The following is a 16,082-nucleotide window of genomic DNA, read 5'->3' on the forward strand; positions in this document are numbered from 1 at the left end:
AAATTAAAGAGTTATTATTTGGCAAGGCCAAATTTCTTTGTTTCAGGATCATGGCCTCCAATAAGCACCAATATTTCATCATCATGACCTTCAATAGCAGACCAGAATTTTTTTCCTGAATCGTCCATTTGTACTCCAATATTTGCTTCTTCAAAAGCAGCAAAATCTGCCCAAGTATCAAAGAATTGATAGGTGTGCCAATCAGCTCCAGAGCCATAAAGATGTCTACTAGCATAAGCTGCAACAGCATGCCCACTTTCTTTCAAGTTTTTTAAACTTCCATTTACAATACCTTCAAAGAAATCTCTATTTTTACCCCACTTTACTTCGTATTTACTCACTACAACGACTTTTTTTGTAGACCAATCCAATGATTGAGCTTCGTATGTTAAATCTTCTAACCCTTCGCTCATCCGAACTTGATCGGAGTGGTTGTCGGCATACATGCGCGTGTAAGTTCTATAGTCAGACGTCATTTGATTTTGACCTTCTTCATCTAAATTCATTGCTTTTATATTCGCTTGAAGAGCCTTATTTGCAAAATCTGCGTCTTTTACTAAATCTTCTGCAGAGGCATAAAAATCGTAAATCGCAAAACTGTAATCCCCAGCAAAAGCATGTGCAAATAACCCACCGCCTTGAAGGGTTCTTTCTTCAGAAATTGAAAGATTTGAAAATTTCTCATGAAGATCCAAAAATTGATCTGCTTCCTCTCTTGGAACTGTTACATAAGTGATGTTTACAACTTGAGCAAAAAGTGAACCCCCAACGAAGAGACAAAGTATAATAATTAAGTTTTTCATAGTAAAATTGTTTAAAGTTTTTAGTTTTTAAGCATTGACTTAAATAAATCTAAGTAAAATTAATTTCCGTAAAACATGGTGCTCATGGTATTATGATATAAATTTATTAGTAAATCCAGCCACCAATATTACCTCTAAATTCTGCAGGATAATTCTTTACGCGCTCTTTTAGTTGTTGAGAAACATTGCCTGCAACCACTAGAGATTTGAAGGCAAACATCTTCATAAAAGTTTCAATGTTTGGCCCATTTTCAAATTTATCAGCATGGAAAATGAAATCCTCTGAGGATCTGAATTTTTCAATCAAAGTTACTCTTTTCCCGTCTTCAGATATAAAATAACTGTAGTCGTATGTGTTTGGCTCGTTGTCTCTTATGAATTGATTTAGATTCTTTGTAAATGCTTTTACATCCTCTTTTGAATACCCTGAATTTACAGCCATATCAATGGTAATTACCACCTTTGGTGAAGTATTATTTGCGGCTGCCTTCGCATTCATTTCTTTCTGAAAAACAGAGGTGTCAAAAAACTGCACCTCTTTGATGATTTTATCACCAGCCCATTGATAAGACAAATGAAACGGAAAGGATACATTTTGACCAGTATACTTGCCTTTTGCTGAAAATGTATTCCAGATGTTGGTCCATACAATACCATTGGAATAGGTTACGGTTTCAACTTCAGATCCAAGAGCATCACCATTCATTTCCAGTACTGAAATATCATCGAACATATCGTATAAATTTTCAACAGCAGAAATAAATCCTGATTTATTTAATTTATTTCCAGCAGGATCTACAAATTCCATGCTATCTGAAAAGATTTCTTTAAGGTAATCGATGTTTTCCTCGCCAACTTTTTCGAAAAGAGTTTTGATGGTTTCTGATTTTTTATCATTAGTCGTAACCTCAGCATAGGGTTGTTGGCATGCGCACATCAATAGGGCAACAGAGTATATAAATAATTTTTTCATTAAAAGTTTTATTGGTTTGGAGACTAAAATAAAAAAAATTACTTGCAAAAAAAAATTAAAATAAAAATTAAACTCCTGACTTTTGAAAATTTTGTTGTATTTAAAATTTATTAACTTTAGAACATGAAAGATTTGAAATATTTATTTGCTTATACCGTGCCAATTTCGGCTTATATCTCATTCGAATTTGGAGGTGTTTTATCTTATACCGCTGTTTTTTATGCCTTTGTTGTGCTTCCCTTTTTGGACATCATTACTGGACAAAACAAGGGGAATCTATCAAATGAAGAGCTAATGAGCAAAAAAAAGAAATGGGTCTTTGATGCTATGCTTTACCTAAATATTCCCCTTGTTTTTGGACTTTTGCTTATGGTATTTACAAAAATCCAAACAGAGGTTTTAGCTACATACGAACTCATTGGCTTAAGCCTTTCGGCTGGTATTTTATTGGCTACAAATGCCATAAACGTAGCACATGAACTTGGACATAGAGGGCCTTACATTGAGCGGTTTATGAGTAAATGTTTGTACATGCCCTGCTTGTACATGCATTTTTATATCGAGCATAATTTTGGGCATCACCTCAACGTAGCTACACCTGAAGATGGTGCTACTGCCAGATACAACCAAACGGTATATTCTTTCTGGTGGACTTCAGTTTCAAAGCAATACTTAAGTGCTTGGAAACTTCAACTCGAGCTTTTAAAACGCCAAAATACTGGATTCTTTTCTTTGAAAAATGATGTCTTTTGGTACCATTTGATTCAAGCTGCCTACCTAATGGGTGTTTTTAGCTTTTTTGGGGTACAGGTTATGTTGTTTGCCGTTGTTATTGGTGTAATTTCTTTTCTTTTTCTAGAAAGCATCAATTACATAGAGCATTATGGATTAAAACGTTTTAAAACGCCTTCAGGACGTTACGAACGAGTAAGGCCACAACATTCTTGGAATTCAAATTTCAATATAGGGCGTATTGTTTTGTATGAACTCACCCGACACAGTGATCACCACTACAAATCTTCAAAAAAATATCAGCTTTTAAATAGCTATGAAGAAAGCCCAACCCTTCCATTGGGTTATCCGGCTTCAATATTACTTAGTTACATACCTTTTCTGTGGTTCAAAGTCATGAACCCACTTGTTCCAAAACAAATGAAAACGAATTTACTTTGATAATAGAATAGTTGCTTATCCTTTTTCTAGAAATAGCCAAAAGACAAGATAGACCATACCCAAACCTGCAAAAATGGCTAATATGCGCCATATAATAGGATCTGTTTTGGTATAAACAGCAAAGCCATAACATACCCCTCCTAAGTAGCCTTTGTTGGGGTATCGATATAATTTATTCATGACAGAAGATTTGATATTTCAAAGATACTAAATAATCTTATGCTTGATTAGCTTTAAGAAATGAACTCATTTTTTATTCTACAGCAAAGAATTTTCTGTAGACGTGTTCGTCTAACATTTGCTTATATTTTGGTGTAAAATAATTATCCCAAAAATCAGTGATTTCATCGGAGTGGGAATTTTCATATTCTGTATCACTTTGCCAAGTACTAAGCCACATATAGCGGTGCTGTTCAGCAAGATCATCTGACTTGACCTCATAAACTTTGTAACGCGCTTTACCAAAACCGTTTTTTTTATAAATGGCATTAGCAACGCCCAAGTCTTTTTTGAATTCTTCAATAGTAACACCAGCTGGCAAATCGAAAAGATGAAGACTAATACGTTCTTTGGACTGGCCAAATGAAAAAGCAGAAATTAAAAAGGCAAAAAGATAAACTAGTTGTTTCATTGTTTTGATTTTGATTAACTCTACTAAATTAAAAAAATTAGTTGCAAAATAAAATTTAATTATTGAAATTGCAGAAACTAAACATTAGATTTTTTAATTCAATTATTACCATTAAATAAAACAAACATGAAAAATATTAAAAATTTAGCTCAAGGAATGCTGTTTTTATTTGTAATTCTGAACTTGTCAAGCTGTAATACTGTTTCTGAAAAACATGCGCAATTAGAGGCAGATGAAATACAACTGAATGCAGATATTAAGCTGTATACTGCGGTTTGGGACAAAATAATTAATGATCGACAAATTGATTTAATTAACGAAGACGCTTTTGATGTAAATGTCACTGCTGTTGCCACTTCAAATGGTGACGTTGTTGGCTTAGAAAATTTTAAAAAATATTACGCCAATTATATAGTAGGGTTCTCGGATGCAGAATTTACTTTTATTGATGTCTTTGGGCAGGGCGATAAAATTGTAAAGCATTGGAATTTTAAAGGAACACACGATGGCGACTTTTTTGGTGTGCCTGCTACAGGTAAAAAAGTAGATGTTTCTGGTGTAACATTAGTACAAATGAAGGATGGTAAGATTGCTGCGGAACAAGACTACATGGACTTTCTTGCCTTTTACAAACAACTTGGATTGTTGTAAGAAAAAATAATGGAGCTGGATTTTTCAACTTAATAACAGCAATCATTAAAATGATGGAGTGTACAGGATGATTTTTTTATTCATAAAAAATTGCTCAAAATTTTAGCTGTAGTTGCGGCTCATAAAAAAAGCCTCCTAAAAAGGAGGCTTTAATGTCTAATAAATTCTAATCCTTAACTATTCCTTGACGGGCGATACGGAGAAATTGACTTTTCGGTTTACCAGGTCCCAGGATCCAGTAACTAAATTAATCAGGCCACCAACCTTGTCATTGTCCATGGCAATTGACTTGAATTTTCCGTCTTCTTTTTTCCAAACTCCATTGGTGGTGCCTCTAAAAAGCTTGTCTTGAACTTGAGTGAAAAAATACCCAAAATACTCCCCCTGAGTTTCATCGGTTGAAAAATTTGAGAATGTAATTGATCCATAGGCCATACCGTAAGGCCCTGCTTGACCAGAAATTGCCATTTGCCAATCTTCTCCATCGACAGTTGAGGCACTATCAATATCAAATACGACATCAAACGATTTTGAGGAATCCCATTCTAAATCCTGAGCTAAAGAAAGAGTTGAAAATAAGACCGCTGTAATTAAAAATAGTTTTTTCATTTTTTATGTAAAATTGGTTAATATTAGTAATTCAAATATACTAAATATTCATTTTAAAATACAAGTTACTTTAGCCCCCAAGTTACTAATGAGTTGAAAAACAGCGCTCTACTAACTCAAATCAACAGCCCATAATTAGTTGTGCCTAATTTTAATTTACTATACACCTGCGAGCAAATTCAATGAGTGCAACAAGGGATAATGACTATAGCTTAGGATTTGATTCATATTTGTCATCTCCAGCCCTGCTTTTTTTTTAAGGACCTAGATCCAAATGTCGTTTTCTGCTGTGTTTTCACTTTCGATTTGATCGCCAGTATTCTTTACACCAACCGGCTCAATCATCATTAAATGAACCTCGTTCTTTGCATAAGGCTTATGCTCCATCCCTTTGGGTACAACAAAAAGTTCCCCCTCGCTAATAGTGACTGCTCCATCTCTAAAGTCAATTCTTAATTCCCCACTAATGACTATAAAGGCTTCATCAGTATCAGAATGAGCGTGCCAAATAAAGTCTCCTTCCAGTTTGGCAATTTTAAATTGATAATCATTCAATTCTGCAATGACTTTTGGTTTCCATTTGTCCTGGAAAAGTGAAAATTTGTTCTTAAAATTTATTGATTTATAATTCATGAACAGGATATAATAAATTGAAGTTTAACCTATGAAAAAGTACAGAAACAGCTGATCCAAAAAAAGAAGGATATGCCTAGGGTTTAGCTTGGTCTGCATCTAAATTAGTTGCATTGGTCTTGATCGCTTCTGAAAAATAGAATTTAAACTTCAGTTTACCATCTACCTTAAGGGCGTAAGTGCTTTCAAGCCACTCAAATTCAAGTTTAGTTTTACCCTCTGGAGTATTGACAATAAACTCACCAAATTGTTTGAGAGAAATATGAGCAGAATTATAGTCAGTATCAATTGTAATATTTTCAAATTTTCGCTTACTGCTTATAATGTCGAAACTTTTTACAAAGGCAATAAATTCATCTTTTGAATAGCGTCTGCTATTTTCAAATATAAAAAAGTCGTCTGTAACTAAAGAATCAAAACTGTCTAAGTCGTTATCTAAAACCTCAAAAAAGGTCTCAAATGTTTCCATGACTTCTTTTTCAGAAATTTTTATTGGTTTTTGACAAGCGAAGATGAATAAAGTGGAAAGTAAGATTAGTTTTTTCATTTGTAATAATTTAGAGGAATCGAATTCTGATGTATTTTTTTTGGCTAATTTTCAAATCAAAATACAATCCATAGAAATTTAATGCATAGCATTTATAAAGAAATTTGTTCCAAATTGCTCGCACAATATAAATTTAACAGCCCAATAGGTTGCATATCCAGCCAACACAACTAAAAAGTGACACGGCTAATACAGCCAATAATGTAATTTCGATTTTCTTCATTCTAAAAAATATTTTTTAAATATAAGAAATTTACGTTTAACTTATTTAATAGGACTAGAACTAGCTAGATTAAAAGAAGAGAGGATAAGCCTGTGTTTTAATCACAACCAGAGCTTAACCTAACCAAACTATATCCAGGTGTTTCAAAATATGCTTCTCCACCATTACATTCAAATATAATTGGAGTAAGTAATTCACTTCCAAAATGTAAATCAATAGTAAGGACATTGTCTTCAAATGTGTAAGGATTGGTGGTCGGTAAATGATTTTCATCGTTTGCTTCAAAAGATTCATACAGAGATTCACAGTCGTCAGAAAGCTCAGAAGTACAGTAATAAGTATACCTTATTCCGTTTTCAAATAGGTACATTGTGTTTGAAATGCCTTGCTCCCCTATTCCAGGGGTATCTGAGGGGAACACCCATTTACCCTCCATCGTATAAGCTGATTGTGTATCATCACTACAAGCGAAGATTAAAAAAGCGGAGATTAAGAGTAGTTTTTTCATTTTAATTAAATTGGTTTATACTTCAAATATATGAACTTTAAGTTAAACTTGTTTAAGAGGTTTAGAAATAGCAGAACTGAAAGTAGAAGATAGCCTTTGGTTTAGTTGTTACTAAACCTTTGATTTATTTTTCTTTAAATTTTTTACTGCCAAATAGGTAATGAAAAGAAACCAATAAAATAATGGAGTTTCCAAAATTGGTGGAACAAATTCAAAATCAGTAAACTCATTACAATAAATATCAAAAAGAACTATCGCAAGAGAGCCAAAATATAATATTGAAGGGAGATATTTTTTTGAGTGTATAAATTTTTCAAGTTTATTCATAAGGAAATATTATAATTGCTAAACTACGAGAAGTTATGCCTATAGTTTAGTCTCCCAAAATTAATGAGGCTACAATCATAGAAATGATAATAAAGCCTGCAACAATAAGAAAAATTTTAGTTTTCTTTTTATTTTTTTCACTGCCAGCATCATTAAGGTCTGGAAGCCTGCCTCCTAAATAAATATTCATTAACTGCTAAATTGAATTATACTTCAAATATAATGAATGTATCCCTAACATATTTACGTGGTTTAAAAATAGTAGAATTATGAGTTGAAATTCCGATTAGACTACTACTCCTTTAAGACCATATCAATACATATGACAGCGGCAAAAATTAGACGCCTTAAGGGGTTTGCTTTTTCAACACTATCACTTATATCAAGGACATAATTATCAGCGCTTGTAAGCAGCTCTTTCCCAATCCCAGCCCATTTTTTTGTGACAGTAGCAATTGTGTTTTTGTCCTTTAAGAATTTAAAATTCCAAGCAATTAGGCTGCCGTCTAATTTGGAGGCAAAATTCCCTTTATCGTCAAACATCTCAAAATTATTTCCTAATGGGAATAATCTCTGTTTAAGAACGCCAATAAGCTTATCATTTTCATCAAATACTTCAGTTTTAGATAAGACTAATGAAATTCCTTTTTTTACCTTCATAACTTTTTTTCCATCGATCCCACTAACCTCAATTTCAAATGGGGTCATAGATTTAAAGTCTGATAAAAGCAGTCTAATTATTTTGTAAAAAGGGTTTAAATTTTTCTCTCTACAATGTAAAATGATTTCATTCGTTTGTGGGTCATAAACATCATAATTATTAGACGCTTTAAACAGATTTACGTGCTCTTTAAAAAGAAATGTATTTTTTTGTAAACTATTTATCATTTAGTTTGTGAATTAAACTTGCTATCACTGCTTTAAGCGAAGATTAATAAAACGGAGCGTACGAGTAGTTTTTTCATTTGTTTGTCTTTTTAGTTTTTCTGTAAATAAGCTCGAAAAGACCACCAATAACAATAAATGCAACAATGCGCTCAAGAAGACTTAAGCCAATATATCGTCCGCCTAAAACTACAATTCCTCCAATTGTAAAAGTTAAGATGTTGTAAGTCTTTTTGTTCATAGTTTTGAATTATTCTACAATGTACAAAATAAATTCACATCGTTTAAGTCCAAGTATAGTACTTGTTAGCGCAGTAGCTTTGGAACAAAGCGTGTTGAGAAAACAACTAAAAGCCAATGTCTGTCAAATGTCTGTCAGTTTTTAGTAAGTTTAAACTGTTTTTTGAGATGTTTAAATGAAAGACGTGAAGGGCGCTATTTAAGAAGAAACCCACCTGTTGGTGGGCTTTGATTATACTTATGTAGTGTAGCGGTGACACTTGTGGAGAAGATCGGATTCGAACCGACGACCTCTTGACTGCCAGTCATTAAATCCCCAAAAAACTACAATAACTTGCCGCTTTTGTTAAAAACTTCCCCTATTTTTTTAAGATGTAAATATATAATTTAGTCCCGAATACCGCAAAACATTAACTCATGTTTTGGGGACCAAATTAGGGACCATATGGCATTATTGATTGGAATTAGAAACGAAACTAATAAAGATGGATCTGTATTATTACATGTACGCTTTAAAAATAAATATTTTGACAAGAAAGTTTACACTCAAATCAAGGTTTTAAAAAAGTATTGGGATAAAAAAAACAAGACGGTAAAACCCAATCATCCTTGTTTCGAACAAAAGAGCAAACAAATAAAAAAATTAAAGGATATTATTCATGACCTCAACATGCAAAATATCGTCTCATCACTGTCATATAAAGAGGTGCGTTATAAACTAACCAATGGCTCCTATGTAAATACTATTGACTCATATTTAGATCAATATCTTAAGAGTCAAATTAAAGAAACTACATTTAAAGACTACAAATCAAAAATACAGTCTATTGGTAAAAACATGGATATTGATAGCCTCAAATTCGAAGATATATGTGACAAAAATAATTGGATAAAATTGAAAGAGAAACTTAAAGAGAAAGACAGAAGTCCAGCAACCTTCAATTCCTATTATAAGGCCGCAAAATCAATTCACACTCATGCATCAAAAGACGAGATTACATTTTCTGTCTTTCCTTATGTTAGATATAATTCTGAAAATAATTATACCAAAAAATGGTTAAAACCTGATGAATTAATTGATATCATTAATAATCTCAGTTCTGATAAAGAAGGATTTAAAAATGATGCAACTTCGATTTTAATTTACTTAATGATGTTCTCAATGAGGGGAATGTACAGAAGAGATATTGATAAACTTTCAATGGAAGAATTTGTTGACTCGACGTATAATAATTGTACAAATTTTTCATTTGGAGAAAAAAACATGGTTTATAGACACTTTAGATCAAAAACTAATAAAATGGGGCTGATTTATCTTGGGCTATATCCAGTTCGCGAGATTATACTGTCATTAAATCATTTAATTAATCCAACTAGCAATTATCTTTTCCCTGTTTTTGGGGGTAATCTGCATCCAAATTTTTGGAGTTTACAATCAAAAAGGTTTAAAAAACTAACAAGTCATAATTTTAAGTCTGCAAGAAAAGCCTTCAATACAATCGCATCAATAAATAACATTCCTGACTACGACATAAGGGAACTTATGTTTCAGCAAGACAATACTATTTCGAAACACTATAAGGACACTCAAGCGCAAGAAATGTTAGTCAAGTATTCAACATATCATTTTGAGATTTTAATTAAATACAGAGTTCATGAGATGTTTGAAATGATAATTCATAAATTGATTGAAAACGGACAAACCAAACTTAAAAAATTACTAAAGTTAGAAGATATTATTAAAAAAATAAATAACCCTAAAGTTAATTCTACAGGTCAAAGAGTCATTAAAAAAGTCCGACATAAAAATGACAATCAAATTTTATCAGCATAAATGTCAAACATTTTTATTATTGCGCTACAGATAGAAAGTCTATCGAAAGCGTGAGAATCGCTTAATCTATGTTATGTCTAATAATCATGTTATGGAAATAAACAAACAATACGCATCTTGGTTAAATACCTACAAATGGAATTACTTTATTACACTACGTTCAAATTATAAATACAACTACATGACAGTTCGAACTTGGATGAAAAACCTATTTAATAAACAAACTTCCGTTACGCGTGTTTTCTTTGCTACTGAAAGAGATAAAGGGGACTGGAAAAGCAATCACACTCATGTGCTCATATCATCAAAAAAAACTATAACGTATTCCGAATTAAAGAAAACATTTAGTTGCTCTGTGGGAGACTATCAAATCATCAACGATAACGAAGGTGTTACAAAGTATGTTACAAAGTTTATGGGTAAAAACATTGATTATGGCTTTAAGGGAGATTTTTAAAAATTAAAAATCTCTACCTACCCTATTTTACTTTTTGATTTCCCTTTTTACAGTTTCGGGCGATTTATTGTATGTTGGATCATTACCACAATTAAACAGTTTGAATGCTTACGATTTAATTAAGTTGTTTATAAAATCATATTTTTTATTTGACAGCCTATTAATTAATCTAAAATAATCATCCTCCCAAAACTCAGTATTGTAATAATACTTCATTTTTACTTTTTCATTTTCCACAACACTGGAATATTTTGAAATTAAATTTTTATATTTTTTTCGGATATCCTTATAAATTCGAAATGCGGATTCTTTTTTCATAATTTCATAGTACAGTTCTGGGTAATATATTTTGGAATGCAATATGTACTCCTTGATCCAAAAATCAAACTCATGATATGCAGTCATTTTACTTTGCAGATCCATTACCCATTCCATTAGATAATCATTAGGGTATATTTCCTTATATATCGGTAGCATATCAAAAGAGAACTTAGATGAATGATAGTATGCATTAAACTCGTCTAATAAACCAATAATTCCATCAACTTGAGTGGATGAATCTCCTTTAATGTAAGTTTCATATCTTGAAGTAATTAATGCTTCAGGGATAATCTTCGCTAATTCTGATGAGGGGAACACTATACCTTTAAAAATACTTATATAGTTATTTTTATCTGATATATAAAAATAAGATCTTATATCTTTAAAATCGTGAGGCAGATAATTAGATTTCATTTCTTTAAAAAAGTATAAACTTGTAAGGCCATGACATATCTCGTGAATATTAACAGACATAGATTTAAGTATACTTTCTTTTGACGATAGGTCTAAATATGAGTAGGTACCTGAACTCTTTTTTGTGCTAATTTCTGTACCATCATGTGTTGTGTAGGATAATTCATTTGGTAAATCATTGTATAATTTTAAAATATTATACGATTCAATTGAATTATTCATCATTTGAGCCAATATCCAATCTAAATTATCTTCCTGTCCAAACCCTAGTGCAGTTGTAAATAATAATAGAAATAAATTTCTCATTAAAGTAACTTAAGATATTCACACATTTTACTGTCTGCAATTATTATATATATGCCGCCTAGTGTAAAACCAATTGGGATTACTAAGTTTAAAAAATTAAAAATGAAACTTAAATCTCCTCTTTTTGATCTAATTAATTTATAATTTTTAGCGGTACCAATTTGAAAAAATGAACATATTAGTCCAATCCACAAGTATATGAAAGCATCTTCGTGATCTATTCCACCCAGAGTACATAATAAAGAGTCTCTGAAAAAATATAATGCAATGGAAATTAACACAACTGTTAACCAAATAATAAGAAAAATAAAACGTTTTTTCTTATGCTGCTCAGAGTCACTTTTGCTGCCAAACCAACTATCAATAAATTTTCTCATAAAACTAAGTTAAGGGTTTTTGACTATAAATTAATCTTCATCTCTATTTCCATATCTATCTCTCATCATTTCAGCGAATAACTCTAAAGAATTAATATCTATTGAATCCATTAGCCTGCCACAGTCGTCTTTAGGTTTGAATGTTTTAATCTGAATTTTCTTTAGATTTTTCGAATCTTCTCTTCTTGTGTCTGTAGTGTTTCTTTGTGCGTGTTTTGCCATTTCTTTTAAAAAAGTCTTCTGGTCCATTGTGTCTGTTTTAATAATTAATTATTTAATATATTGCAACAAGGAGAGGATATGGTATACTCGATTATTTTGGAGAGTTCCCGCATTCTAAACCACCGTGCATCGATTTTGTCGGTTGGTACGCATTAGCGTTCTTGATGCTTAACAAATATAGACAAAATGAAAAAACAAACAATTGTATTTATTATGATACTTTCTTTTCTTGTATCGTCTAGGATAATTTATAAGGAAAGATATTATCGAACACGATCAATTCATAAAATAGAGATAACTCAAAATGAATATAGTCGATATGAAAATTCCAATAGTAGAGGAGGTAAGCATGCACTCTTCATAGAAAAAGAGTACGATTATTTAATCGGTGGTATTATATCTTTCAGTTTAGGGCTTCTACTAATTGGATACAATCATTTTAAAAAAAAATAATCCTACAGAGGTAATTGTGAATAATTTAAATAACAGTTTGTGTTAATTATGAATTTAAATTTGGTAAAAAAACAATACAATAATCTACTCAACGATATAGAATTTGACGAGTTGGATTTAGGGTTAAAGAAGCCTAATATATTTCAAATCTTAAGTATAACAAGAGCGGAAATTAGGCATTCAAACTTTTTAGCCTGGTTGCTTGACCCGAATGAGTCACACAAATTAGGGGGATTATTTTTAAAAAGGTTTTTAAGAGAAGTCTTCTCTTCTAACCGTTTTGAAGATATTGATCAAGTTGCTGTCGAGGGATTAGATCTTTCATCCACAAAAGTCTTAAGAGAGTGGAGTAATATTGACATTCTTATAAATGTGGATGGTATAATCATATGTATAGAAAATAAAGTTGGATCAAAGGAACATTCAAATCAATTAGAACGCTATAAAAAAATTGTTGAAAACCAGTTTCCAGAGCATAAAAAAACATTTGTTTATCTTAACCCTGATGGATTAGATTCCGAAACACAAACAGACTACTATCACCCTATTGGGTATAACTTTGTAGTTGAGTCTTTAGAAAGAATTTTGGATATTTATGACCATTCATTAAACGAAAGAGTAAAAAATTATATATCAGATTACATTATAACAATTAAGAGAGAAATTATGGGGAGTGACAAACTAATCAAGACCGCACAAAATATTTATGAAAACCATAGAGAACTTTTTGATTTTGTAATCGAACACAAACCTCAGCCTGTTGATAGATTAATTCCAATTTTAAGTCAAGAAATTGAAAAAAAGGGATGGATCTTAGGATCTTGTAGCGGAAAGTATTTAAGATTCTACACTCCAGAAATAAAAGACTTAATATATTTTAATAAGATTAAGAAAAATGGATGGAAAAATCGAGAATCATTTTTAATGGAATTTATAGTTTACCCTCCAAACAAAAAACTAGTATTTAAGCCTGTAATTGCTCCTTCTGATGACAATTATGATGTTAAAAAACTAGACTCAATGCTAAGAGAGATTGAAGGTTTTAAAGAACCTAAGGGTAAACAATGGTTAGTGAATTATCAGCAGAATATTAAGTTTGATTTTGACCAAATTCCCGAACTAACTGATGACGAAATCAAAACAAAAGTAAACTTGTTTATAGAAAAAATATCCCCTGCAGTAAATAAGATTACAAATAAATTTTTAGAAAACTCTCAGGTGCTTTTGAAAATGAAGGAAAATAAATAACCTTGCCAAAAGATGCCGTCAAAAAATAAAAAATCACTTGCTGAAACTCACCCTGAAGTTGCCAAACAATGGCATCCCACAAAGAATAGTGGTTTTTCTTTTGACGATGAAAACCTAAAAAAATATATAAAATATTGGTGGAAATGTGACGTAGCAGATGACCACGAATGGCAATCGAATATTTACAACCGATTAGATGGGAAAGGATGTCCTGTTTGTATTGGACAAAAAGTTGTTAAATCGAATTGTTTAGCAACAATAAATCCTGAATTAGCAAGACAATGGCATCCAACAAAGAATGGGGGTTTATCACCTTATAATGTTAGTCCAAAAAGTAATAAAAAGGTATGGTGGAAATGTGATATAGGAGATGACCACGAATGGGAATCTAAAATTAGCAATAGAGCAAATGGCAAAAACTGCCCAATTTGTTCAGGTCAAAAAGTTGTATTATCAAATTGTCTCGCCACAACAAATCCTGAATTAGTAAGACAATGGCATCCAATAAAGAATGGAAATTTAACCCCTCACGCTGTTACTTATGGATCAAACAAGAATGTATGGTGGAAATGTGATAAAGGAGATGACCACGAGTGGGAAGCATCCATTGTGAATAGAACTAAAAGGAACAGTGGTTGTCCTGTGTGTGGAAATGATAAAATAGTATTATCAAATTGTCTCGCCACAACAAATCCTGAATTAGCAAGAGAATGGCATCCTACTAAAAATATTAAACTTACTCCTTTCGGAGTTACTGAAAAAAGTACAAATAAAGTATGGTGGAAATGTGATAAAGGAGACGATCACGAGTGGAGAGCAAGTCCTCTAATGAGAAAGAAGACTTCTTGCCCTGTTTGTGTAAATCTAAAGATTGTTAATTCCAACTGTTTAGCAACAACCCACCCAAAAATCGCCAAACAATGGCATCCAACAAAAAACGGAAACTTAACCCCATTAGATATTAGCGTTGGAAGCGCAAAAAAGGTATGGTGGAAATGTAATAAAGGAGATGACCACGAATGGAAAACAAGTTCTGCTAAAAGGTTATATGGAAGAAATTGTCCTTTCTGTACCCTCACTCCCCAATCAAAACAGGAACTTACAATAACTTTTGAGTTAATGAAACTGTTTAAAAATATTGACCCAAAAGGGTTAAAAACTCGTTTAGAAGGACGATTAAGGGCAATCGATATATTTATTCCAAAACTTAATTTATGTATAGAATTTGACGGTTCTTATTGGCATAAAGATAAGCGAGACATAGACAAAATCAAATCTGAAATGCTATTTGAAGAAGGGTTTAAGTTAATACGAGTAAGAGAAGAACCACTTAAAAAGATATACGATACAGATGTTATAAGTAAGAAACCCTACGACGGCAAACAAGTGACTAACGACATACTATCAATGATTTTATCTATATTTGAGTTAGACTATAAATTAGTGTCTAAAATTAAAGCGTATCAATCCAAAGATGGTTTACAAAACGAAAAAGGATTAGATAAATACATTGATAAAATACTAACTGAAAAAGCAGAAAAAAGTGGATAAAATAAAGAACTTCTTTCTAAATAATTTCATAATAATAATTCTTATAACTCTCTGTTATTTGATTTATAATGAATACTATAATATTCTTTTGTACTTGTTTTTGATATGGATAATTTCTGTAGCCGGAATATGGATTTATGCCGCTTTTCGTGCGTATCAGTTAAAGGACCTAAAAATAATTTTAACGCGTTCGTTATTACTTAAACTTTTTTATTTATTAATAATTATTGGTTTTGTTGTTAAATCAATTCCTTCAGTATTAGATTCGTTAACCTTTTTATATTATGACGAAAACAAAGAAAAAATAATAAATGCGCTTGTAGCAAGTAATTCAAAAACAAGTGTAAGATCCGATGGATCAACTTTTACAAGCATAAATGATAATAACGATGGAGTTAAATATATTTTTACCCTTCCATATTATTCATCCACTGAAAGTGATTCATTACCAACCTCAACAACAAAAGAGGAAACAATTAATTACTTGAAAGAAATACTTAAAGATGAGGATATAAGACGATTTAAAAATTATGATATCTACTTTAAATTTATGTATTACAACCAGAATAATTATTTAGTTAGGGAAATTAAAATAGACCCAAATAAAGATTTTTAGTTTAAAAATAAACGTGATTTTTCTTTAACCCCAATCCAATGGTTCATTAATCGTATGCAATATGTTTCTATTGTTAGATA

At 31.5% G+C, this 16,082-nt stretch carries 22 protein-coding genes, 1 tRNA gene and 1 riboswitch; of the genes, 7 read left to right on the forward strand and 16 right to left on the reverse strand.

Annotated features, from left to right (window positions below; all coding sequences use genetic code 11):
• Nucleotides 1-14: 14 nt before the first annotated feature.
• Nucleotides 15-803, reverse strand: a complete 789-nt coding sequence (locus FORMA_RS04955; RefSeq protein WP_069674611.1) for a hypothetical protein — start codon at nt 801-803, stop codon at nt 15-17.
• A 106-nt stretch (nt 804-909) separates the two neighbouring features.
• Nucleotides 910-1,776, reverse strand: coding sequence for a nuclear transport factor 2 family protein (locus FORMA_RS04960; RefSeq protein ID WP_069674612.1), 867 nt, complete (start codon nt 1,774-1,776; stop codon nt 910-912).
• Between the two features lie 123 nt (nt 1,777-1,899).
• Here FORMA_RS04960 and FORMA_RS04965 point away from each other — a divergent pair, with 123 nt between their 5' ends.
• Entirely contained in the window at nt 1,900-2,949 is a 1,050-nt protein-coding gene (locus FORMA_RS04965) for an alkane 1-monooxygenase (RefSeq protein ID WP_069674613.1), read from the forward strand.
• Between the two features lie 15 nt (nt 2,950-2,964).
• Here the strand turns inward: FORMA_RS04965 and FORMA_RS09205 are convergent, their stop codons facing one another.
• Both FORMA_RS09205 and FORMA_RS04970 read right to left on the reverse strand, forming a co-directional pair.
• Nucleotides 2,965-3,129: a PspC domain-containing protein gene (locus FORMA_RS09205; protein ID WP_083236562.1), complete on the reverse strand. Its 165-nt coding sequence runs from the start codon at nt 3,127-3,129 to the stop codon at nt 2,965-2,967.
• A 73-nt stretch (nt 3,130-3,202) separates the two neighbouring features.
• Nucleotides 3,203-3,580 (reverse strand): hypothetical protein, encoded by a 378-nt coding sequence (locus FORMA_RS04970; RefSeq protein ID WP_069674614.1) that lies wholly within the window; start codon nt 3,578-3,580, stop codon nt 3,203-3,205.
• Nucleotides 3,581-3,706: 126 nt separating this feature from the next.
• Between FORMA_RS04970 and FORMA_RS04975 the strand changes: the two genes are divergently transcribed.
• On the forward strand, nt 3,707-4,231 hold the full coding sequence (locus FORMA_RS04975; RefSeq protein WP_069674615.1) for an ester cyclase: 525 nt from the start codon (nt 3,707-3,709) through the stop codon (nt 4,229-4,231).
• Between the two features lie 177 nt (nt 4,232-4,408).
• Here the strand turns inward: FORMA_RS04975 and FORMA_RS04980 are convergent, their stop codons facing one another.
• The 9 genes from FORMA_RS04980 to FORMA_RS09275 form a co-directional block, all read right to left on the reverse strand.
• Nucleotides 4,409-4,840 carry a hypothetical protein gene (locus FORMA_RS04980; RefSeq protein WP_069674616.1) on the reverse strand — a complete coding sequence of 144 codons (432 nt, stop codon included), beginning with the start codon at nt 4,838-4,840 and terminating at the stop codon, nt 4,409-4,411.
• Between the two features lie 264 nt (nt 4,841-5,104).
• Nucleotides 5,105-5,473 carry a cupin domain-containing protein gene (locus FORMA_RS04985; protein ID WP_069674617.1) on the reverse strand — a complete coding sequence of 123 codons (369 nt, stop codon included), beginning with the start codon at nt 5,471-5,473 and terminating at the stop codon, nt 5,105-5,107.
• A 76-nt stretch (nt 5,474-5,549) separates the two neighbouring features.
• Nucleotides 5,550-6,020, reverse strand: coding sequence for a nuclear transport factor 2 family protein (locus tag FORMA_RS04990; protein ID WP_069674618.1), 471 nt, complete (start codon nt 6,018-6,020; stop codon nt 5,550-5,552).
• Between the two features lie 320 nt (nt 6,021-6,340).
• Nucleotides 6,341-6,751, reverse strand: a complete 411-nt coding sequence (locus FORMA_RS04995) for a hypothetical protein (protein ID WP_069674619.1) — start codon at nt 6,749-6,751, stop codon at nt 6,341-6,343.
• A 111-nt stretch (nt 6,752-6,862) separates the two neighbouring features.
• On the reverse strand, nt 6,863-7,078 hold the full coding sequence (locus FORMA_RS09370) for a hypothetical protein (protein WP_069674620.1): 216 nt from the start codon (nt 7,076-7,078) through the stop codon (nt 6,863-6,865).
• A 46-nt stretch (nt 7,079-7,124) separates the two neighbouring features.
• Complete coding sequence (locus tag FORMA_RS09265) at nt 7,125-7,268, reverse strand: hypothetical protein (protein ID WP_157506032.1); 144 nt, start codon at nt 7,266-7,268, stop codon at nt 7,125-7,127.
• Between the two features lie 104 nt (nt 7,269-7,372).
• The gene (locus FORMA_RS05005) at nt 7,373-7,966 is read right to left on the reverse strand and encodes a phospholipid scramblase-related protein (protein WP_069674621.1); all 594 of its coding nucleotides are present in this window, start codon (nt 7,964-7,966) and stop codon (nt 7,373-7,375) included.
• A 73-nt stretch (nt 7,967-8,039) separates the two neighbouring features.
• Entirely contained in the window at nt 8,040-8,204 is a 165-nt protein-coding gene (locus FORMA_RS09270; RefSeq protein WP_157506033.1) for a hypothetical protein, read from the reverse strand.
• A 262-nt stretch (nt 8,205-8,466) separates the two neighbouring features.
• Nucleotides 8,467-8,563: transfer RNA gene (locus tag FORMA_RS09275), tRNA-OTHER, on the reverse strand.
• 85 nt (nt 8,564-8,648) lie between these two features.
• On the opposite strand from FORMA_RS09275, the gene FORMA_RS05010 reads away from it, so the two are divergent.
• Together FORMA_RS05010 and FORMA_RS05015 are read left to right on the forward strand one after the other, a co-directional pair.
• Entirely contained in the window at nt 8,649-10,037 is a 1,389-nt protein-coding gene (locus FORMA_RS05010) for an Arm DNA-binding domain-containing protein (RefSeq protein WP_069674622.1), read from the forward strand.
• 73 nt (nt 10,038-10,110) lie between these two features.
• Nucleotides 10,111-10,494 (forward strand): hypothetical protein, encoded by a 384-nt coding sequence (locus FORMA_RS05015; RefSeq protein ID WP_197500748.1) that lies wholly within the window; start codon nt 10,111-10,113, stop codon nt 10,492-10,494.
• Between the two features lie 108 nt (nt 10,495-10,602).
• Here FORMA_RS05015 and FORMA_RS05020 read toward each other — a convergent pair whose 3' ends face one another.
• From FORMA_RS05020 to FORMA_RS05030, 3 genes are all read right to left on the reverse strand, one after another.
• Entirely contained in the window at nt 10,603-11,463 is an 861-nt protein-coding gene (locus FORMA_RS05020; protein ID WP_157506034.1) for a hypothetical protein, read from the reverse strand.
• 71 nt (nt 11,464-11,534) lie between these two features.
• On the reverse strand, nt 11,535-11,912 hold the full coding sequence (locus FORMA_RS05025) for a hypothetical protein (protein WP_069674625.1): 378 nt from the start codon (nt 11,910-11,912) through the stop codon (nt 11,535-11,537).
• Nucleotides 11,913-11,942: 30 nt separating this feature from the next.
• Nucleotides 11,943-12,161 carry a hypothetical protein gene (locus FORMA_RS05030; protein WP_069674626.1) on the reverse strand — a complete coding sequence of 73 codons (219 nt, stop codon included), beginning with the start codon at nt 12,159-12,161 and terminating at the stop codon, nt 11,943-11,945.
• A 55-nt stretch (nt 12,162-12,216) separates the two neighbouring features.
• Nucleotides 12,217-12,307, reverse strand: a riboswitch (SAM-I-IV-variant riboswitch).
• 328 nt (nt 12,308-12,635) lie between these two features.
• On the opposite strand from FORMA_RS05030, the gene FORMA_RS05040 reads away from it, so the two are divergent.
• Genes FORMA_RS05040 through FORMA_RS05050 form a run of 3 tightly spaced genes read left to right on the forward strand, consistent with a single transcriptional unit; the run spans nt 12,636 to nt 16,002 of the window.
• A complete protein-coding gene (locus tag FORMA_RS05040) occupies nt 12,636-13,835 on the forward strand; it encodes a PDDEXK-like family protein (protein WP_069674628.1) in 1,200 nt (399 codons plus the stop codon).
• A gap of 12 nt (nt 13,836-13,847) precedes the next feature.
• On the forward strand, nt 13,848-15,386 hold the full coding sequence (locus tag FORMA_RS05045; RefSeq protein WP_069674629.1) for a zinc-ribbon domain-containing protein: 1,539 nt from the start codon (nt 13,848-13,850) through the stop codon (nt 15,384-15,386).
• Complete coding sequence (locus FORMA_RS05050) at nt 15,379-16,002, forward strand: hypothetical protein (protein ID WP_157506035.1); 624 nt, start codon at nt 15,379-15,381, stop codon at nt 16,000-16,002. Before FORMA_RS05045 ends, FORMA_RS05050 begins: the two co-directional genes overlap by 8 nt.
• Nucleotides 16,003-16,082 lie beyond the last annotated feature (80 nt).

Source organism: Formosa sp. Hel3_A1_48 (assembly GCF_001735715.1).
Lineage (GTDB): Bacteria > Bacteroidota > Bacteroidia > Flavobacteriales > Flavobacteriaceae > UBA3537.